This is a genomic window from Arthrobacter sp. GQ119, assembly GCF_059759125.1.
Map to the genome: position 1 here is coordinate 139,131 of NZ_JCAXEA010000013.1, position 19,677 is coordinate 158,807.

Genomic DNA, 19,677 nt, shown 5'->3' on the forward strand with positions numbered 1-19,677 from the left:
AATGGCCGCCTGGGACCCCTGCAGGCGGCCATTTCCGGCAAACGGACGGCGGACGGACCCGCCGCTGCACCGATCTGGGCTGCATCGATTTGGGCTAGGGGACCGATCTGGGCTGCTTCGATCCGGGCTAGGGGACCGGCTCCTCGGTGACGGGGGCCGTTCCGTCCGGGGTCGGCGTGGCCGGCGCGGGGTCAGCCGGTGCCTCCGCCCCGGTAGGATCCGGCGGCCCTGCAGGACCCGACGACGGGGCCGGTGCAGGAGGCTGTGCGGGAGCCGTGGACATCGGAGCGGGGGCTATTCCGGATGGCGCCGGGGCAGGAGGAGCGCCGGGCCCAGACGCCCCGGGAACAGGCGCTGGAGTTGCTGTGGACGCTCCGGACGGCGGCGGCTGCGTTTGCCCGCTTCCGGTCGTCGGATCCGGGCTTGTGCCTGTTGCCGGTGCAGGGTTCGTGCCGGGCGATGCACTCGGGTCGCTCCGGATGACGTCCATGATCTGCTGCTTGTACGCCTCGAGCCGCCCCTGAATCTCGGACAGGGGGACGCCCTGGAGTGAGCGGCCAAACCCGGCGATCTCCTCCCACAGTTCGGCGAGCCGCGCCATGCCGTCGGCACTCAGGGGACCGTCCAGCGTCAGGACCAGCTGGCTGGCCAGGGCATAGGTGAGGCACCGGACGCAGTTGTAGTTCGCGGCGGCCGAGAGGTTCTCCGGCACCACAACGTCAGCCTGGCCGATGATCAGCACCACCTGGAAGCCAACGGCCACCGCAGCGCAGTCCGCGCAGCTGGCGAAGGCGTAAGCCTCGTTGCGCGTATCCACCGGTCCGTCCTCGGCCCAGACAAGGGCAAAGGCGACGTCGTACGTCACCGAGCCGTCGGCCGTATTCACCGCGAGGGCCTGGTTGCCGTCCTCCTCAGGTGCCGGAGGCTTGTCGAAGGGGAAAACCCACGACGGCGCCGCGCCCTGCCCGTCCCGGGCTGCGGGTTGAGTTGCCTGGTCACCTGCCCCACGCGGGCCCGTTTGGTCACCGGCGTCGGAAGGAGCCGGCGCGTCCTGCCGGGGCACCAGCACCATGCTGAGCTGAGGTTTGTCGCGGGTGGGCAGTTCGGCGCCTTCGGGCCACAGCGCCACTGTTTTACCCTCGCGCCCCTCCTGCAGGGGTGCCCCGGACCAACCTCCTGTCAATGCAGGGTAGATGGCGGCCGTCGCATCGAACAGCGTTCCGCGTTCGTAAGGCTGCACCGGCCGGTACGTGTCAGGTGCGGGCCACCACGCCCAGGTGAGCCCGGCAAGGACGGCGGCGACGGCGGCAAGGGCCGTGCCCCGCTGCAGCGGCCTGCCGCGGGTCTTCGTCCAGAGGCCAGCGCCCAGCTGGCGCACCAGCCGCACCAGCATGTAGCCGATGCCCAGCAAAGGCAGAACGACGGCGATAATCGCCAGGAATCGTACTGCGGCATCGGCAAAGTTGCCGCCTGTGAAGCTGCCGGCGAGCATGGCGCCTTGATGCTGAAGGCTGACCCATGCCGTGCCCAGCAGCCGAGGCAGGGCAAGGACCATCAGCACCAGGCTGGCCAGGAGCAGCGGCACGGTGACCAGGACCCAGGCTGTGATGACAGCTCTGGCCCACGGCCTCAGGGCCTGTGCTTCCGGCTCTGGCTTGCGCCAGTTCCAAGGCAGGAGGCCCAGGAGCGTGGGCTTGATGCGTTGGAACAGGTCCGGTACGCCGGTCGCGTCGGCGAGGATGTGGTAGCCATCGAAGCGGAGCAGGGGCAGGAGCTGGCGGACCATCTGCAGGATCTGCGTGAGCACCACCAGCAGCAGCGCGTCGTAGCCCGTGGCCCACCAAAGCCCCATGATGGCAACGGCGACGATCGCGTTGAAGTACAGGCCGCCGAGGTCGATCCGCAGCCGGGCCCCGCGTCCCAGCCGGTATGAGTCCGTGACGTCGGTGTAGAAGGCCGGCCAGATGAGGTAAATGCCCGCTCCCATCGCTCCCGGCGTGGCCCCTCCGCGGCGGGCGGCGGCTGCGTGGCCGAACTCGTGAAAGCCGGCCGAAAGGACAGTAATGGCGAAAATGAGCAGCAGCAGGCCGGGGTTGGCGAAGGCGTCATGAGTGGCGGACGCCAGCCCCTTGACCGTGAGAACCCACCAGCACGAGGCCACGAAGGCTGCTGTCACTGCCGCCACGATCACCGGATGGAAGAGCACAGCGAACGGCGACGTCAGCTTCCGCGTCCGTTCCGGGTCGGTGACCGTGTAGCGGAAGCGCATCCCCAACAGCGGGTCAGCCTTCCGGACGACAGGCTGGGAACCGTCGGCAAGCCGGAGCAGCCCCAGCGGCAGCAGCTGGCCCTCGATCAGCGTTTGAACATTGTCGGCGCTGACCAATTTCCCGAAGCGGAGACTCGTGTGTTCTGCGATTTCCGTGGTGTCCCGCTTGCCGTCGATGGCCTCCAGCACGAGGAACAACAGACTGGTCAGCTGGATGGCCTGGCCATCGGAGCGGCGGACCAGGAACGGCGGTTCCCGGTAGCCGGAGCCTTTGGCCTCGCCGATCAGCTCGACGCCCTCTGCGCGGACGGGAACCTCGCGCTGATGGGTACCGACGGCGGCAAGGGAGGGAACCGGCGGGCCGTCCGGATTGGACGGCCCGCCGGGCGCAATACTCATCGAGGATTTACTGTTCTAGGTCGGACTGCTGGTCGGCCGTGGCAGTTGCTGAACCGTCAATGTTCTGGTTGATGATGGCGTCCTGCTGTGCCACTGCGAAGGCGTCGCTGTCGATGGATCCGATGTTGGCTGCCACAGCGGCATCGATCGGGGCGGCCACGTTGGCATTGGCTGCCACGGCGCCGTTGATCGGCGCGGCGATGTCGGCGTCGGCGGCGAGGTCCACATTCACGTTCAAGAGGTCGCCGTCCAGGGCCGCTGCCGGATCCACGGGTACGGCACCGACGTCAGGCAGTGTTCCGTCAGGCAGTGTGCCATCGGGGAGCGTGCCATCCGGCAGTGTTCCCTCGAGCACCTCGCCGCCGTCGATGGCCGTGCCGTCATCTGCCGTCCCGCTGCCCTGGGTGATGGTGCTGTCCTGGGTCGATTCGGCGGTGGCGTCGGCCGTAATTCCCTGGTTGATGATGACGCCCTGATCGGCGAGAGCCTGCGACTCGGAGCCGAATGAGAGGATGTTTGCTGACGCTGCGGCATCAATCGGGGCGGCAACGTTTGCGTTGGCCGCCACAGCGAGGTCGATCGGCGCAGCCGCGCTGATGCCGAGGTCGAGGTCGGCGTTGAGGTCGAGTACTGACGCGACTTCCTTATCGGGCAGGGCAGTGCCTGCCTGGGCGTTGAGCTCGTCATCGGAAAGCGGCGTCATGTCCTGTTCATTGCTCACGCTATGCTCCAGTTCCGGCACCGGTTTCCCTGCCCCCAGCGGACAGGTGCACCGAAGATGCCACTGCACAATACTAAGCATGATGACTATCGCCGGGAAGACGCAGGAGGTGCGCGCAGAATGAACTGGTGGGAGCCGGTGGTTGCCGTCATCGGCGGGATCGCCCTGGTCTACGCAGTGTTGCTGGTCCTGCTGACCTATTACGCCCGTCGCCACCCGGAGACGGTGGGAATGAAGGAAGCCATACGGCTGCTGCCGGACCTGCTCACCCTGCTGCGCCGACTGACCTCGGATCGGGCCCTGCGGCGGGGACTCCGGGTGCGGCTGGTTCTGCTGCTGGTGTACCTTTTGATGCCGATCGATCTGGTCCCGGACTTCCTGCCTGTGATCGGCTACGCCGACGATGTCATCATCGTGGCGTGGGTGCTGCGCTCCGTCATCCGCGGAGCCGGCAAGGAGCCGCTGGAACGCCACTGGCCAGGCAGCCCGGCCGGCCTGGCTCTGGTCCAGCGCCTGGCCGGGGTTGCCGCAGCGTAGCCGTGAGGCCTACTTGAGCCCGGCGCCCGGAAGGAGCTCCCTGGCGCCGAGGGAGTCGGCGATGAACGCGTAATCCCAGGCCCGTTCGCGCCACTGCACGTACCGGCCGGAGGCACCCCCGTGGCCGCCGTCCATTTCGATCTTCATGACAATCGGCTCGAATCCGGTGGTTTTGTTGCGCAGCTCCTGCACCCACTTGGCCGGTTCCACGTAGAGCACCCTGGTGTCGTTGAAGGACGTCACAGCGGCGATCTTCGGATAGGCGGCCTCGCGGACATTCTCATAGGGGGTGTACGACTTCATGTACTGGTACACCGCGGGGTCGGTGATGGGGTTGCCCCATTCTTCCCATTCCAGCGCCGACAGCGGCAGTTCCGGGTCAAGAATGGTGTTCAGCGCATCCACGAACGGCACTTCGGCCACGATGGCGGCGTACTTCTCCGGAGCGAGGTTGGCCACGGCACCCATGAGCAGCCCGCCGGCCGAGCCGCCAAGGGCAGCGATCCGGTTGGGCGCAACCCAGCCCGACGCCGCCAGCCAGTCGGTGGCGGCGATGAAGTCCGTGAACGTGTTCTTCTTGCTGAGCTTCTTCCCGTTCTCGTACCAGTGCCGGCCGAGTTCGCCGCCGCCGCGGATGTGCGCGATGACGAAGACGATCCCGCGGTCCAGCAGCGACAGCCGGGCGATGCCAAAGCCCGGATCCATGCTCAACTCGTAGGAGCCGTAGCCGTAGACCAGACCGGCCGCGGTGGAGTTCCGGGCAACAGACTTGTGCCGCAGCACGGAGAGGGGAATCCTGGTCCCGTCCTCGGCCTCGGCCCACTCCCGCGTGGCCAAATAGTCGTTCCCGTCGTAGCCGCCGAGCACCGGGCTTTCCTTGCGGAGCAGCAGTTCGCCGGCTGGCTGCTCCGGAGTGGGAAGCACAAAATCATAGACCCGCGACGGCGTGAAGTAGGAGGTGTAGCCCAGCCGGATCACCGGGGCCTCGTAATCGGAGCCGCCAACTCCGGCCGTGTACAGCTCCTCGTCAAACGCGGGTTCGACGGGGGCCTCCTGGGAAGGCGTACCGAGCCCCGCCAAGGAAATCACCTGCACGCGCTCGATCGTGTCCTTCCGGACCGAGACCACCAGATGCGTGGAGGTGACCCCCGCGCCGTTGACGCGGACGTCGTCGGAATGCTCGACGGCGGTGGTCCACTGCTGCTCGGCCAGCGGCTTTGCGAGTTCGGCCGGGTCCACCAGTGAAACCATCGAGTTCACGGCATTCCGGTTGTGCGTGATGACGATGCGTTCAGCTTTCTGCCCGTCAGGGCCCTCGAGCAGGAACGGTTCGGCCTCGTATAGGACCCGCTCGTCGCGGGAGATCACGGTGGTGAGCGTGGCAGAGGGGTCGTCAAATCGCAGAAGCCGCGTTTCGCTGTACTCGGAGCAGCCAATCCCGAGCACGAGGTGACGCCGGTCGGAGGAGAGCTCGAAGCCCAGCCACATGGCGACGTCGTCCTCCTGGTAGATCACCTCGTCCTCGGAGACAGGCGTGCCCAGCACGTGGGCTTTGACCTGGTACGGCCGCCAGGAATCATCCACCACGGTGTAGAAGATCCGGGTGCCGTCCGGGGAGAAAGAGACGCCGTAGAAGACGTTCTCGATCACGTCCGGCAGCAGGTCTCCGGTGCGCAGGTCCTTGATGTGCAGCGTGAAGCGTTCGTCGCCCGAGTTGTCCACGGCGTAGGCGTACAGGTGCCCGTCCACTGTCACGGCCGAGCCGCCCACCGAGAAGAAGGGCTTGCCTTCGGCCTCCACATTGCAGTCCAGCAGGACTTGCTCGCCAGGAATTTCGACGCCGGCCTCCACGGCCGGGGGCGTCCAGTCGGCCACCCTGTCCCCGGTGTCCTGGGCGCGGACGCGGCACTGGATGCCGTACTCCTTGCCTTCCACCGACCGGCTGAAGTACCACCAGCCGTCCTTGCGGTTGGGGACAGACAGGTCAGTCTCCTGGGTCCGGCCCTTGATCTCCTTGAAGATGGCATCCCGCAGCGGTTCCTGGTGGGCGGTGACGGCTTCCTGGTATGCGTTCTCTGCCTTCAGGTGTGCCACGACCTCGTCGGAATCCTTCTCCCGGAGCCATTCGTAGTTGTCCACGAATGTGTCGCCGTGGTGGGTGCGCTTTGCAGGCACTTTCCTGGCGACGGGGGGCGCAGGGGAGGCCGCGGCGGAGTTGTCTGCGGAGTGCTGCAGTGGAGTCTGGGTCATTCCCTCAATATATAGATCCGCCCTGACAAATGGGGCGGCCGTTCGCTACCGGGGGAGAGCAACAGCCGGGCAGTCGGCTCGGGGCAGTGCGCCGGGGGCCGGGGGCCGCGAAAGTGCGTCCCGCCCGAACCCTGTCCCCGCCGCAGGGCGGGGGCGTATCCTGAACTCGCGTCCGCAAACCGGAAACAATCGAGCAGCCGAGGGGCAGCCATGACAATTCCGCCAGTGCACGAACCCGAGCCATTCCCGCCGGAACCGGGTCCCGATCCCATGCGGCCCAATCCGAACGGGCCCGACCCTTCCGGCCCCACACCGCCGCCCAGCCCGTTCCCGACCCCCGAACCGCCGGGTCCGCTTCCCGTGCCGGATCCCGGTCCGACCCCGCTGCGCCCGGACCCCACCAGGGACTAAGCAGTCCTTCCTGCTTGACCCCCGCCGTATGGCGCCTTGACGGTGGCGGCCATCTTTCCGGCGGCCGGGTGACCTTGCTTGAAGTTCTCGGCAAGCTCACCCGGCCGCCGTTTTCATGTCGTCGCTTCGCACAGGCCGTGCAGGAAATAGGAAATACGAAATGTTGCGTCAATTCTGCAACATTCTGTCTTTTTGCTGTTACCTGAGTCACATCCGGGCTAATGTGGTTTCCGGTCGCAGCGTCGCGGCCATGCATGAGGGGAGATGTTCTGTTGAACGATAAGCTCAAGGTCTTGGTCCGACTCGATCTCGAATGCGGCGAAGCCCAAGTCGCCGCGCAGGGAAATGTAACCGCCCGAAGCATCCAGGCTCTCTACGTCGTTATGAAGCGCGCCAATCATCTGAGGGAAGGCCTCAAGTTGGTTGTGGATGTCAGCCACGCGCACGTCGAAGCGTCCGCCCTGGAGCAGCTCCGCAAGTGCTCCGAATCCCACCACCTGCCGGTATCGATCGACCCGCAGCAGTCTGAATGCAACGTCCGCGTCCTGGCACCGGCCGGCGCCGGCTTGGAATCCTCCGCACGGCAGGCATCACTGGCAGTCGCGGCATAACCCGGCAGCTACTCGTCAGCTACTCGTCGGGGCCCGTTATTCGTCGGGGCTCCCTGCCCGCCGGCCTATTCGTCGGGGCTGGGACTCCGTACGTCGCGGGATCCAATGTCCGCAGCCCCGAGCATGTCGGCGGCCGGGGAGTGCGTGGTTTCGTGTTCGCGTACCCGGAGTTCCGGGTGGTGCAGGTCCAGGGACGGCCGTTCCGAACGGATGCGCGGCAGGGACGTGAAGTTGTGGCGCGGCGGCGGGCAGGAAGTTGCCCACTCCAGCGATGCGCCGAAGCCCCAGGGATCGTCCACCATCACCCTTTCGCGGCTGCGCGCGGTGATGTAGACGTTCCACAGGAAGGGGATCAGTGACGCCCCGAGGAGGTACGAGGAGATTGTGGAGAACTGGTTCATCCCGGTGAAGTTGTCCTCGATCATGTAGTCCGCGTAGCGGCGCGGCATGCCGAGCACGCCCAGCCAGTGCTGGATCAGGAACGTGCCGTGGAAGCCCAGGAACAGCATCCAGAAGTGGATCTTGCCGAGGCGCTCGTTGAGCATCTTGCCCGTCCACTTCGGCCACCAGAAGTAGAAGCCGGCGAACATCGCGAACACCACGGTGCCGAACACCACGTAGTGGAAGTGCGCCACCACGAAGTACGAGTCAGAGACGTGGAAGTCCAGCGGCGGGGAGGCCAGGATGATGCCGGTGAGGCCGCCGAAGAGGAACGTGACGAGGAAGCCCAGACTCCACAGCATTGGCGTCTCAAACGTCAGCGAACCGCCCCACATGGTGCCGATCCAGTTGAAGAATTTCACGCCGGTGGGCACCGCGATGAGCATGGTCATGAATGCGAAGAACGGCAGCAGCACCGAACCGGTCACGTACATGTGGTGCGCCCACACGGTCACCGACAGGGCGGCGATGGCGATCGTTGCGTAGACCAGGCCCTTGTAGCCGAAGATCGGTTTGCGGCTGAAGACCGGGAAGATCTCAGACACGATGCCGAAGAACGGCAGCGCGATGATGTACACCTCGGGGTGGCCGAAGAACCAGAACAGGTGCTGCCACAGGATGGCGCCGCCGTTTTCCGGGTCATAAATGTGCGCGCCGAACTTCCGGTCTGCGCCGAGGCCGAAAAGCGCGGCGGCCAGGGGCGGGAACGCCATGATCACCAGGACCGCCGTGACCAGAGTGTTCCAGGTGAAGATGGGAATGCGCCACATGGTCATGCCCGGGGCCCGCATGCAGATGATGGTGGTGATGAAGTTGACGGCGCCGATGATGGTGCCGAAACCGGACAGCGCCAGGCCGAAGACCCACAGGTCACCGCCGACACCGGGGCTGAACGTCGTGTTGTTCAGGGGTGCGTAGGCGAACCAGCCGAACGAGGCGGCACCCTGCGGGGTGATGAAGCCGGCCACGGCAATGGTTGAGCCGAAGAGGAAGAACCAGTAGGCCAGGGCGTTCAGCCGCGGGAAGGCAACGTCCGGGGCGCCGATCTGCAGCGGCATGATGACGTTCGCGAACCCGGCAAAGAGCGGGGTGGCGAACATCAGCAGCATGAGGGTGCCGTGCATCGTGAACATCTGGTTGTACTGCTCTTTGGTCACGAGCAACTGCATGCCGGGTTCGAAGAGTTCGGCACGGATGACCAGCGCCATCACGCCTGCGAGGCAGAAGAACACGAAGGACGTGATCAGGTACAAGTAGCCAATGGTCTTGTGATCCGTGGTGGTGATCCATTTGACGACCATTTGGCCCATGCGTTGAGGCACGGCGGGGGTGGCGCCCGTGCCGGTCAAAACGGCTGGTTGCTGATATCCGGACATCGTCAGCCACTCCTGGGCATCGCGTTGCAGGGGCCCGCTTCTAGAGCTGCGGTGCCGGCCGGAACCAGTTTCGGTTCACGGAACCGACACGATCAGAATAGCCCGTGCCGGGGTCGCGCAAAAGTGCCGGGTCCCGCAAAAGTGTCCCGCGCAACTGCGCCCAGACCTGGGCGCAGAAGTGCGGTGGCCCCGCTAGGTTGCAGGAGCCACCGCATATCTGCTGCCTCAGTGTCCCGTCCGGGTGCGCGGCGCGCGAACGCCCTCCCGGGACAGCAGCAGTGCCAGGGCAACCATGCCAACGCCCAGCAGGAAGTGCAGCCAGTTGTCCGCAGTGTTAAACGGCACGAAATTGGCCGGGGTGTTGAGGTTGATGACCAGGCCGTACAGCCAGAGGACCAGGTAAATAATTCCGCCGTAGAGCAGGAAGCTCTTTGCCTGGCCTGGGGTGCGGGCCAGGAGCAGGCCGGCAGCCCCGAAGAGCAGGTGCACGATGTTGTGCAGGACGGAAACCTGGAAAACGCCGAGGAGCATCGCCTCCGAGGTGTGTCCGGCCATAGCCAGCCCCCCGAAGTTGGTCGTGATCCCGGGAATGAAGCCCAAGATGCCGATGAGCAGGAAGACTGCCCCCACGACCTGGGCTGCAAGCTGCAGTCGGCTTCTGGCTCCGGCTGCTGGATTTGTAGTAGCCATTTTCCCTTTCTCCTTATTTGATTGGCCGCCGAATGGCAGCCAAGACTTCAGACCATCGTTTTGTTGCCGCGGCGCCGCCACCAAACCAGGGCCACGACGAGGGTGATCAGGACGACGCCTCCAATGACGTACGGGGCATAGTTAAGGCGGGTTGACTCGGATTCGGCGGGCTCGCCTGTCCCCGGATTGACAGGGTTTCCGGAAGGCGTCGCGGAGGGCTCAGGGGGGGAAGGCGTTTCAGCCGCCTGGGCGTCCGCGGCTTCGAGCGGCATATAGGCCGTGGAAGAGGAAGCTGAGGGTGCGGCATGCGACGGCACGGCCACTGATAATGAGCCAGCAATCACGGCAAGAACGGCAAAGGTCAGAACGATCAATCTGCGCATTAATCCATCTCCTTGGTCGATGCTGCAACAATATAGTAAGCATGGTTAGCATTAACTACTAAGCATCCTTGGTAAACTGCCTGCAGCCAAGATTCTGGTCACGCGGTCCTCAACGCCCCGCAAACAGCAGGTCCGGTAGGGGGCGCTCCGATTTGGACGGTGCCGCCTCAGTCGGGAACTTCCATTTGAAAGCCGCACCCGCACCGCAGCAGGCGCGTCGGCAGGTGGACGTCGTGGATGGTGTGGCGCCGCGGGAGCTCCGTGCCGGGGATGCTGCTGGTGCCATGGCTGACCGACATGGGCGTGCCGCAGTGGAAATACTCGCCGCCGAATTGGAGGACCCCCATCACCTGCCCGTGGCGGTTGAGGACGGCGGCCACGTCATGCACGTTCGCCGGGTGGGCATAAAAGTAGTCGCATTCGATGCAGGTGTACGACACGTCAACCATGTCCGCCTGTGGAGGATGCAAGGGTTCGATGGACTCGACGATGAGATGTTCGTCCGTGCGGCATTCCGAGCACCAGGGCCTGTTCTCGGACGGCCGCTGCATCCCTCCTGGTCGGTGGGCGTTGGAGATGGTCGACATTGACGCGCTCCTCTTTGCGGGGGGCCTCTGCGCCCTGTCTGCTTGAGCTGAAGCTACGCTTAAAATAACCCTGGCCTGTCGCGTAAGCAAGAGTTGGCCTCCGGATTCCGGATTGCCGGATGCCCGCGCCCTGCCGGGGCCGGCGTCTGCGGAAAGGCTATAAAACCCCTTGCGGAGTCCTGTCTCTGGTGTTATAAAAAATCTATACCAGACGATATAGATCGGATGGGTGGAAGTTAACAGACCGACTCGCCCTGAGGAGGGAAGCCATGTTGATGCGAACCGATCCGTTCCGCGAGCTGGACAGGCTCGCCCAGCAGGTCCTAGGTACGGTGGCGCGCCCGGCGGCGATGCCGATGGACGCGTGGCAGGAGGACAAGGAATTTGTTGTGGCCTTCGATCTGCCCGGTGTGGACGCCGACTCCGTGGATCTGGACATTGAACGGAACGTCCTGACGGTGAAGGCCGAACGCCCCGACCCCGCAGGCAAAGACACCGAGATGATAGCCTCCGAGCGTCCGCGCGGCGTGTTCAGCCGGCAGCTGATCCTGGGGGACACCCTGGATGTCGAAAGCATCAAGGCAAGCTACGACGCCGGAGTGCTGACGCTGCGCATCCCTGTCGCAGAGAAGGCCCAGCCGCGTAAGATCCAGATTGAAACCAAGGGGTCAAAGCACGAGATTGCCGCATAGCCCCGCACAGGACAGGGAGGGTCCGGCGAACGTGTTATCTGCCTAATGGGGCGGTTAGCCCGGGAGCACGCCACCGCGCTAGATAGCGCACAGGCAGAAGTATCCGGATTTCTCCCGTGGGGTGTGGCCCCGGGCCTCGGCCCGGGGCCACACCAATTTCACCGGCTATGTGTTCAGCTCCATCATCAGCGGCGGCAGTTCATCGGCCAGCTCCCGAGCCAGGAAACCCAGGCTCCCCAGCCTGCTGGCGAGCTTGTCCCCGGCCGCGGCGTGAAGATGCGTTCCCCAGCACGTGGCCTGCGCCTCGGTGGTGCCACGTGCCCGCAACCCGGCGATGGCACCGGCCAGGATGTCCCCGCTGCCGGAGGTGCCCAGGCCCCCGAATCCGGTGGTGATCTTCCAGCGGTTGGCAGCTTCGGGGGCGTCGCCGCCGCGCGGGCGGGCGATCAGGCCCTGGCAGCTCACCACTGCCCGGTACTTCTCGGCAATTTCGACGACGGCGGCGGCCAGCCCGTCGTCGTCGGCCTTCAGGTCCGTCTCCCGGTCCAGGAGGATTGCTGCCTCCGTGGGGTTCGGCGTGAGGATCAGGCGGCCGGCCCATGGCCCCAGGTCGTCGAGCAGCTTGGGGAGGCAGCCCAGGGCGTAGGCGTCGAGAATGATTGCAGAGTCGACGCCTGCGGTTTTGGCGCCGGCATCGGCGTTCCCGGCGGTCCGCCCGGCATCGTGCCGGAGCAGATCGTGCCGGAGCAGTTCGCGCAGCAGCGCCTCCGTGCCGTCGATGTCGTCCAGGCCCGGGCCGATCAGCACGGCGTCCGCGGAATCGAAGTCCTCGAACAGAGCCTGGAGGCCGTCGGAGCCGGGGGAGCCGCCGGCGGTTTCGCGGAGGCCGATCACCCCGGCCTCCGGAAGCGTGACGGCCAGCTGCACAGCCACGGATTCCGCCACGGCGAGGGTCAGCCTGCCTGCGCCGGCACGAAGCGCAGCGGTTCCTGCCAGCAGGGCGGCGCCGGGAGTCCGCCGTGCACCGCCGATCACCAGCACGGCGCCGCGCGAGTACTTGTCCGCGCCGGCAGCAGGGAGGGGCCAGTCGCGCAGCAGCGACGGCGTGATCAGCGCCGGAGCCGCATCCTCTGAAGCGTCGGCCCCAGCGGACGCCGGCTCACCGCGGGTGGACACCGGCATCCCCTGCATGCTCGGTCACCTGCACACCCTGCTGTTCGAGGTGCTCCGCCACGTTGAAGCTCTCGAGTGTCCACGGCCCGGTCCCGTCCGGCCGCACGTACCGGGTGACCGATGCGTTGAGGACCGTCGTGCCCGCGGCGATGTCCAGCAGTTCCCTCTCGGACATGCCCTCCAGGACGTAGCGGAACAGCAGCACCACGGCGTCGTGGCACACCAGCATCACCCGGTGGCCGCTGCCCAGTGCGTTCAGCTCGCCGAGCACGGAGCGCAGCCGCAGCGCCACGTCCGCCCAGGATTCCCCGCCCGGCGGGCGGTAATAGAACTTGCCCAGCCACCGCCGTCGTTCTGCCTCTTCGGGGAGCCTGTTCTCCACGCCGAGGCTGGTGAGCATGTCCAGGATGCCGAGCTCGCGGTCCCGAAGCCGCTCGTCCGTGCGGATGGCCACCGACCAGCCGGCCGTTTCTGCGGCGATTGCAGCGGTCTGATATGCGCGCATGTACGGGGAGGAGATGACGACGTCGGGACGCAGCTCTTCGGGGACCGGCGCCAGCGCGCGGCCCAGCGCCTGCACCTGCTCCCGCCCAGTAGCCGACAGTTCGACGTCGGCGTCACGGGCGGGGACGTCGATCACGTCCGCTCCGGACTCCTGGGCGGCCGTGGCGGCCACGTTGCCCTCGCTCTCACCGTGCCGGACCAAAATGAGCTCTACCGCTCCCGCGGTCCAGCCTGCCGGCACGGTTCCGTCGGTGCGCCGGCTGTCATGGCGCTGTCCATTGCTGTGTTGTTCGCTGCTGCTTTGTCCATCAACGCCCATGATGTCCACTCCCGGTCCGGCCTAGGCCTGCGATTGCTCCACGTTACTAGCGCCGTACCCGCACTGTCAGCAAAATAACCCCGTCCAAGCCAAGGCGGCGGCCGCAGCCGGTGCAGAACTCCGACAATTTCAATTCCTCCAACACGGTGGTGGCGGCCCGTAGTAGGTCTAGGGTGGGAAGCGTCGGCAATCGCCGCGAAAACCCTCAAGGAGGGCGCATGAACTCCAAGCAATCCAGCTCCGAACAGTTCGGGCAACACCTGAAAAGTGTCGGCGGCTCAGAGGACGACGTCAGCGGCTCCGCTTACGTAGTGACAGAGGAAGACACCGTGGAGAGCGTGGTGTCGGGCATGCGGATGAAGCAGCAGGAACGCGGCGGCGCCGCCAGCAAGCCATCCATCCTCCATGCCTCCGCCGAGGTGGCGATCAGCCGGCGCGATGAGAATGATCCGGCCCATCACCCCGGTGTGTCGCAGCCAGGAGAGTATCAGCTGGATATCCATTTCGGCGGGGACCACACCACCCGGGAGCCCGTCCCGGAGACAGATCTCGAGGCTGCCCAGATCTGGGCGCAGGGGCGGATTGAAGCCGCGGGCGCGGACTTCGGCGCCATCTACTTTCCGACTGGGGGAGGCTCTGCCCCAGGCTCGGGTGCGCTTGAATGCCGTTACGACCGGGCGGTGGGCTGGTACCGCTAGGCAGCACGGTCTTTCACCCAGAGCGAAGGGCGGTTTGGGTCAGCTAGACTGGAATGCACTATGGACGACCCTCCTTCACATATGCCCTGGCCCCTCGACGTCCTGACCGGATCACCGGTCATCACCGGAGAGGGGCGCCCGAATGTATGAATGGATCATGATCGGGATTGGCCTGATCCTCACGGTCGGCACCGGGTTGTTCGTTGCCTCGGAATTCGCGCTGGTCAACCTGGACCGCAACGACCTCGAGGCCCGCCAGGCCCGTGGCGAGAAGCGCCTCACGCCCACCATCAAGGCCCTGAAAATCACCTCGACGCACCTCTCCGGCGCTCAGCTCGGCATCACCCTGACCACCCTCCTCACCGGCTACACGTTTGAACCGGCCATCAGCAGGCTGCTGAGCGGGCCGTTGCTCGCCGCGGGCCTCCCTCAAGCCGTGGTGCCCGGGATTGGCGCGGTGGCCGGCATCTTCATCGCCACGGTCTTTTCCATGGTGATCGGCGAGCTTGTACCCAAGAACTTCGCGTTGGCCCTCCCGTTGGCGACGGCGAAGGTGGTCGTGCCGTTCCAAGCCCTGTTCACGGCGGTCTTCAAGCCCGTCATCCTGCTCTTCAACAACACGGCAAATTCGATCATCAGATCCGTCGGTATTGAACCCAAGGAGGAACTTTCCGGAGCCCGCAGCGCGGAGGAACTCAGTTCACTCGTGCGCCGCTCGGCCCTGGAAGGTGCCCTTGACCTGGACCACGCGGCTCTGCTGCACCGGACCCTGCGGTTCTCGAACCACAGCGCGGCGGACGTCATGACACCCCGCGTGCGGATGACTGCCGTCAATGCCGATGACACGGCCGAGCAGATCGTCAACCTTGCCACGTCTACCGGCTACTCGCGGTTTCCGGTGATCGGCCGGGACCGGGACGACGTATTCGGCGTGCTGCACGTCAAGCAGGCTTTCGCTGCGCCGTTGGAAGATCGTGGCCGCGTCACCGCCTCCGATCTCATGATCGAACCGCTCAGGGTACCGGAATCCATGGGCGTCGATTCCCTGTTGGTGCTGCTCCGGAAGCAGGGCCTGCAGGTGGCCATCGTCTCGGACGAGCACGGCGGCACGGCCGGCATCGTCACACTCGAAGACCTCGTTGAAGAGATTGTCGGTGAGTTGGAGGACGAGCACGACCGGGCGCGCGTGGGCGTCGTCCGGACCGGCCGCTCCGTCACCTTCGATGCAGCCCTCCGCCCGGACGAGCTCCTGGACCGGACGGACATCGCCGTTCCGGACGGTGAAGAGTATGACACCGTGGCCGGATTCGTCACGGATCAGCTGGATCGCATTCCGGAACTGGGAGACGAAGTCGCCATCGACGGCGGGACGCTCAGGGTTGAGCGCGTGGTGGGCACCCACGTCGAGCGACTGAAGTTCACTCCAGACGCCGCTCAGGGACCGGCCAAGAGCCGCCACGACCAAATTGTTGACAGCTTCACACAGGAGCTGACCCATGAGTGAATACCTTCCCGGCATCATCTGGCTCGCCGCCCTCCTGGTGGTCAACGCCTTCTTTGTCGGCGCCGAATTCGCCGTCATCTCCGCCCGCCGCTCACAGATCGAGCCGAAGGCAGAGGCCGGCAGCAAAGCCGCAAAGACCACGCTGTGGGCAATGGAGCATGCCACGTTGATGCTGGCCACCAGCCAACTCGGCATCACCGTCTGTTCGCTGGTGATCCTGAACGTCTCCGAACCGGCCATCCACCACCTGCTGGAAATCCCACTCGGCCTGACCTCGCTGTCTGGTGAGGCGATCGGCATCATCGCCTTCGTCACGGCACTCCTGCTCGTGACGTTCCTGCACGTGGTCCTGGGCGAGATGGTTCCAAAGAACATCTCGTTTTCTGTCCCCACCCGCGCGGCACTCCTTCTCGCTCCGCCACTGGTGATGGTTGCCCGGATCTTCAAGCCGGTTATCTGGACGCTCAATGGGATTGCGAACTCGATCCTTCGGCTGTTCAGGGTGGAACCCAAGAACGAGGCCACCAGTGCCTACACGCTGGATGAGGTTGCCAACATCGTGGAGCAGTCTACGAGGGAAGGAGTCCTGACGGACGCCAGCGGCGCCCTCACCGCTGCCTTCGAGTTCACGGAAAAGACTGTGGCCGATGTCGAGGTCCCCATCCGCGAGATGGTGCTCCTGCCGGCCTCGTCCACCCCGGCGGACATCCAGCAGGCAGTGGCCAAACACGGTTACTCCCGCTACATCCTCACCAATGACGACGGCGAGCCCGCCGGCTACCTGCACCTGAAAGATGTCATGGACCTCACCGCTCCGGCGAAGTTCAACCAGGCAGTTCCCGCCAAGCGAATCCGCCGTCTGGCATCCGCGTTCGGCGGCAGCGAACTCGAGGACGCCCTGGCCACCATGCGCCGCACGGGTGCTCATGTTGCCCGAGTGTTCGACGCCCACGGCAACACCACCGGGGTGCTGTTCCTTGAGGACATCATTGAGGAACTTGTTGGCGAGGTGCAGGACGCGACGAGCGCCTGAGTCCGGTTGGCATTTCTTTTGAGAATGATTCTCATGTAGGCTGGCCGCATGCTTCTTACAATCATCAGTGCCCTCGACGTGTTCTGCCGGCAGCAGGCGTGTGAAACCGTGGCAGCGGCCCACCCCGGAGCGGCCGTGGTGCTTCACGACCTCCATGAGGGAGGCCGGGTGGTGCGGCGGGTGTTCCGCGAGGGTCTCCTTGCCGAGAGCGACGAAACCGTGCTGGAACACGGGTGCCTGAGCTGCACAGTTCGGCTGGACGTCGTGCCGACACTCCGGCGGCTGCTCGAGGGCGGCGATTCCCACGTGATCCTTGGCCTGCCGTCCGGAGCGTCTGCCGCCGCGCTCTTGGAGGAACTGGGCAGGAATTCGGATGGGCCGCACATCAATTCGACGGTGATCGCCTGCGACCCCGGGGCACTTGAAGACCAGATCTGGGACGGCCACACGCTGTTCGAATCGGGGTACACACCGGCGCACAGGGATGAGCGGACGCCGGGTGAGTTCCTCATCGGGGAACTGCTCTACAGCGACACGGTCCTGCTCGTGACCCCGGAGCTCGTGGCCATGGATGCTGCGGTCCGGGACCGGGGAGTCCGGCTCGCCCGCGAACTTGCCCCACATGCCCGGATCGCCGAAATCACCGCCGACTTCACACTGGGCCGCCACGACCGGACTGAATCAGCCGCGCGCTCGTCCCCGGGTTCCGTGCAGATCCCGGCCGCCTCGGCCGCGCCGTTCAACACGGTTCTCGTCACGAGCCGGAAGCCCCTGCATCCCGGGCGATTCCGGCACGCACTGCCGAGACTGGCGGAAGCGAACTGTTGGATGCGGGGCAGGCTGTGGGTTGCCTCGGCGCCGCAGTGCAGGATCTCCATCCGCGGCATAGGTCCCCGGGTCTGGCTGGAGAGCACCGGAACCTGGGCGGCCGACCGAATGCTGCATCCTGCGACCCATCAGCTGGAGAGCACCGACGCGATGCTGGACTGGGATCCGGCCGTGGGGGACCGCGGCACTGTCCTGGCCATCACCGGCGACGGCATCACCGAAAGCGACGCCGCGGAACTTCTGGCCGGCTGCGAACTCACCAGCTCGGAAATGCAGGAGGGCGCCGACTCCCTCCACGACCCCTTTGAACTCAGCACATCCCTCTAACCCGATAGGAACATGCCATGAAAGTACGAAACTCCCTCCGTGCCCTGAAGAAGATTCCCGGCGCCCAGATAGTGCGCCGCCGCGGCCGGACCTTTGTGATCAACAAGAAGAACCCGCGCATGAAAGCACGCCAGGGGTGATGCACGGGGGCGGCAACGGTCAGTTGTTCCGCTCCGCCTGGTAAACATCCGGGATGCCGTCGTGGTCGGAGTCGATCTTTTCCTCTTCTTCGGCCCGGCGGTATTGGCGGTTCCGAGTCAGCAGCACTGCCGTGGCCAGCAGAGCAGCCAGCAGGGAAGCAGCGAGGATGCCGACCTTGGCGTGGTCATCATGGAGGCTGCCATGACCGAAGCTCAGCTCCGCCACGAGCAGCGAAACAGTGAAGCCTATGCCTGCGAGGAGTGAGACGCCGAAGACATCGATCCACTTGAACGAGCCGTCCAGCCGGGCCTTGGTGGCTTTGGTGAGCAGCCAAGTGGTGCCCAGGATGCCGACCGGTTTGCCGAGGACCAGCGCCAGGACGATGCCCACGGCCACCGGACTGGTGAATGCCGAGCCGAGGCCGTCCCAGCCTCCAACAGCCACACCGGCGGAGAAGAAGGCGAAAACAGGGACCGCAATGCCCGCTGAAATCGGGCGGAACCGGTGTTCGAAGATCTCGGCCAGGCCGGGGCCGGCCGCCGGCCCGCCTCCCGCCCGCGATCGGATGACCGGGACGGCGAAGCCGAGGAGCACGCCGGCCACTGTGGCGTGGATGCCGGAGGCATGCACGAGTGCCCAGGTGACTATCCCGAGCGGCAGCAGGATCAGCCAGGCGGCAGCATTATGGGTCCCGAAGAACCGGCGGAATTTCTGGGCCAGCAGCAGGTACAGCCCGAGGGGAAGCAAGGCCAGCAGCAGCGGAACGGCCTGGATGTCCGAGGAATAGAAGATGGCGATGATGCTGATAGCCAGCAGGTCATCCACCACGGCCAGGGTGAGCAGGAAGATCCTCAGGGCACTGGGCAGGTGGGAGCCGATGATCGCCAGGACGGCGACGGCGAAGGCGATGTCGGTTGCGGTCGGGATCGCCCAGCCCCTGATCGTCTCCGGACTGCTGATGTTCACTAGCGCGTAGATGAGGGCCGGAACCAGGACGCCGCCGGCTGCCGCGGCCACGGGGACCACCGATTTGCTGAATTGGCGCAGATCGCCGGCCACGAACTCACGCTTAAGCTCCAGGCCCACCAGGAAGAAGAAGATGGCCAGCAGTCCGTCCGCAGCCCAGGCGCCGAGGCTCAGTTCCAGGTGCCAGGGCTCGTACCCGAACTTAAAGTCCCTGAGCGCGAAATAGCTCGCGGAGGCGGGGGAGTTTGCCCACACCAGGGCGATGACGGCGGCGGCAACCAGGAGCGCGCCGCCTACGGTCTCCTTGCGCAAAATCTCCCCGATGCGCAGGGCTTCGGCATAGCTGCCGCGTGCGAAGACGGTGGGGCGCGGCGGAGCGGGGGGAGGTGACTGGCTCATGGAACGTCCTAAAATTCGGGTCAGCAAATACACTGCCGACCAGACTTCCCGGCGCACCTTCAACCAGTGTACAGGGGGTGCAAGCGGGATATTTTCAGGCCAGCCCCCCGCGGGTTGGCGCCCAAGGTGGTCCTCCGGGCCTACCCAGAGGACCACCTCGAACGCCTCATGGTCTCTATTTGCAGTGAGAAGTGTCGGCGACGCTCAGCCCGCGGGTTTGAGGGCGGTGCGCCAGGCGGCGACTGCCTTGGCGGAGCTGAAGTTCCAGGTGGCGGTTCCGGTGGCCCCGGCGGTGGCCTGAACACTGCTGGCCTGCTCGGCGATCTGCCCGCCGGCAGTTTCCCACACCTCGGTCCACCCGGTCGGCGGCATGGCCGCCGGGTTCGAGCTGTCAAAGCCCAGCCCGCCGATCAGCATC

Annotated in this window: 19 protein-coding genes; 8 read left to right on the top strand and 11 right to left on the bottom strand. The window is 65.6% G+C overall.

Translation table 11 applies throughout. The annotated features are described in order from the left end of the window. Positions 1 to 127: 127 nt before the first annotated feature. Positions 128 to 2,668, bottom strand: a complete 2,541-nt coding sequence (locus AC6CH3_RS13635) for a zinc metalloprotease (RefSeq protein ID WP_498132948.1) — start codon at positions 2,666 to 2,668, stop codon at positions 128 to 130. 7 nt (positions 2,669 to 2,675) lie between these two features. Beyond that, a complete protein-coding gene (locus tag AC6CH3_RS13640; protein ID WP_498132972.1) occupies positions 2,676 to 3,371 on the bottom strand; it encodes a peptidoglycan-binding protein in 696 nt (231 codons plus the stop codon). Positions 3,372 to 3,509: 138 nt separating this feature from the next. On the opposite strand from AC6CH3_RS13640, the gene AC6CH3_RS13645 reads away from it, so the two are divergent. After that, positions 3,510 to 3,926 (top strand): YkvA family protein, encoded by a 417-nt coding sequence (locus AC6CH3_RS13645; protein WP_498132949.1) that lies wholly within the window; start codon positions 3,510 to 3,512, stop codon positions 3,924 to 3,926. Positions 3,927 to 3,935: 9 nt separating this feature from the next. Here the strand turns inward: AC6CH3_RS13645 and AC6CH3_RS13650 are convergent, their stop codons facing one another. After that, on the bottom strand, positions 3,936 to 6,176 hold the full coding sequence (locus AC6CH3_RS13650) for a S9 family peptidase (protein ID WP_498132950.1): 2,241 nt from the start codon (positions 6,174 to 6,176) through the stop codon (positions 3,936 to 3,938). Positions 6,177 to 6,859: 683 nt separating this feature from the next. Between AC6CH3_RS13650 and AC6CH3_RS13655 the strand changes: the two genes are divergently transcribed. After that, positions 6,860 to 7,198: a hypothetical protein gene (locus AC6CH3_RS13655; protein ID WP_498132951.1), complete on the top strand. Its 339-nt coding sequence runs from the start codon at positions 6,860 to 6,862 to the stop codon at positions 7,196 to 7,198. 65 nt (positions 7,199 to 7,263) lie between these two features. On the opposite strand, the gene ctaD is transcribed toward AC6CH3_RS13655, so the two are convergent. From ctaD to AC6CH3_RS13675, 4 genes are all read right to left on the bottom strand, one after another. After that, entirely contained in the window at positions 7,264 to 9,015 is a 1,752-nt protein-coding gene (gene ctaD, locus AC6CH3_RS13660; RefSeq protein WP_498132952.1) for an aa3-type cytochrome oxidase subunit I, read from the bottom strand. 225 nt (positions 9,016 to 9,240) lie between these two features. Then, positions 9,241 to 9,705 carry a DUF4383 domain-containing protein gene (locus tag AC6CH3_RS13665; protein WP_498132953.1) on the bottom strand — a complete coding sequence of 155 codons (465 nt, stop codon included), beginning with the start codon at positions 9,703 to 9,705 and terminating at the stop codon, positions 9,241 to 9,243. Positions 9,706 to 9,752: 47 nt separating this feature from the next. Next, positions 9,753 to 10,088, bottom strand: coding sequence for a LuxR family transcriptional regulator (locus AC6CH3_RS13670; protein ID WP_498132954.1), 336 nt, complete (start codon positions 10,086 to 10,088; stop codon positions 9,753 to 9,755). 167 nt (positions 10,089 to 10,255) lie between these two features. Beyond that, entirely contained in the window at positions 10,256 to 10,675 is a 420-nt protein-coding gene (locus tag AC6CH3_RS13675; RefSeq protein ID WP_498132955.1) for a hypothetical protein, read from the bottom strand. Positions 10,676 to 10,944: 269 nt separating this feature from the next. On the opposite strand from AC6CH3_RS13675, the gene AC6CH3_RS13680 reads away from it, so the two are divergent. Next, positions 10,945 to 11,367 (top strand): Hsp20/alpha crystallin family protein, encoded by a 423-nt coding sequence (locus tag AC6CH3_RS13680; protein ID WP_498132956.1) that lies wholly within the window; start codon positions 10,945 to 10,947, stop codon positions 11,365 to 11,367. Between the two features lie 165 nt (positions 11,368 to 11,532). Here AC6CH3_RS13680 and AC6CH3_RS13685 read toward each other — a convergent pair whose 3' ends face one another. Both AC6CH3_RS13685 and AC6CH3_RS13690 read right to left on the bottom strand, forming a co-directional pair. Continuing rightward, the gene (locus AC6CH3_RS13685) at positions 11,533 to 12,549 is read right to left on the bottom strand and encodes an NAD(P)H-hydrate dehydratase (protein WP_498132973.1); all 1,017 of its coding nucleotides are present in this window, start codon (positions 12,547 to 12,549) and stop codon (positions 11,533 to 11,535) included. Further along, on the bottom strand, positions 12,527 to 13,363 hold the full coding sequence (locus AC6CH3_RS13690; RefSeq protein ID WP_498132957.1) for a histidine phosphatase family protein: 837 nt from the start codon (positions 13,361 to 13,363) through the stop codon (positions 12,527 to 12,529). The genes AC6CH3_RS13685 and AC6CH3_RS13690 overlap by 23 nt, the downstream gene beginning before the upstream one ends. A 218-nt stretch (positions 13,364 to 13,581) precedes the next feature. Here AC6CH3_RS13690 and AC6CH3_RS13695 point away from each other — a divergent pair, with 218 nt between their 5' ends. The 5 genes from AC6CH3_RS13695 to ykgO all read left to right on the top strand — a co-directional run bounded on the left by AC6CH3_RS13695 (position 13,582) and on the right by ykgO (position 17,893). Continuing rightward, complete coding sequence (locus tag AC6CH3_RS13695; protein WP_498132958.1) at positions 13,582 to 14,061, top strand: hypothetical protein; 480 nt, start codon at positions 13,582 to 13,584, stop codon at positions 14,059 to 14,061. Positions 14,062 to 14,203: 142 nt separating this feature from the next. Then, positions 14,204 to 15,565 carry a hemolysin family protein gene (locus AC6CH3_RS13700; RefSeq protein ID WP_498132959.1) on the top strand — a complete coding sequence of 454 codons (1,362 nt, stop codon included), beginning with the start codon at positions 14,204 to 14,206 and terminating at the stop codon, positions 15,563 to 15,565. Then, a complete protein-coding gene (locus AC6CH3_RS13705; protein WP_498132960.1) occupies positions 15,558 to 16,598 on the top strand; it encodes a hemolysin family protein in 1,041 nt (346 codons plus the stop codon). Before AC6CH3_RS13700 ends, AC6CH3_RS13705 begins: the two co-directional genes overlap by 8 nt. Before the next feature lie 48 nt (positions 16,599 to 16,646). Further along, the gene (locus AC6CH3_RS13710; protein WP_498132961.1) at positions 16,647 to 17,753 is read left to right on the top strand and encodes a GTP-binding protein; all 1,107 of its coding nucleotides are present in this window, start codon (positions 16,647 to 16,649) and stop codon (positions 17,751 to 17,753) included. Positions 17,754 to 17,770: 17 nt separating this feature from the next. Continuing rightward, positions 17,771 to 17,893: a type B 50S ribosomal protein L36 gene (gene ykgO / locus AC6CH3_RS13715; RefSeq protein ID WP_011693081.1), complete on the top strand. Its 123-nt coding sequence runs from the start codon at positions 17,771 to 17,773 to the stop codon at positions 17,891 to 17,893. A gap of 19 nt (positions 17,894 to 17,912) precedes the next feature. Here ykgO and nhaA read toward each other — a convergent pair whose 3' ends face one another. Both nhaA and AC6CH3_RS13725 read right to left on the bottom strand, forming a co-directional pair. Continuing rightward, positions 17,913 to 19,259 carry a Na+/H+ antiporter NhaA gene (nhaA, locus tag AC6CH3_RS13720; protein ID WP_498132962.1) on the bottom strand — a complete coding sequence of 449 codons (1,347 nt, stop codon included), beginning with the start codon at positions 19,257 to 19,259 and terminating at the stop codon, positions 17,913 to 17,915. A 204-nt stretch (positions 19,260 to 19,463) separates the two neighbouring features. Next, a partial coding sequence (locus AC6CH3_RS13725; RefSeq protein ID WP_498132963.1) for a hypothetical protein occupies positions 19,464 to 19,677 on the bottom strand: 214 nt, incomplete at its 5' end.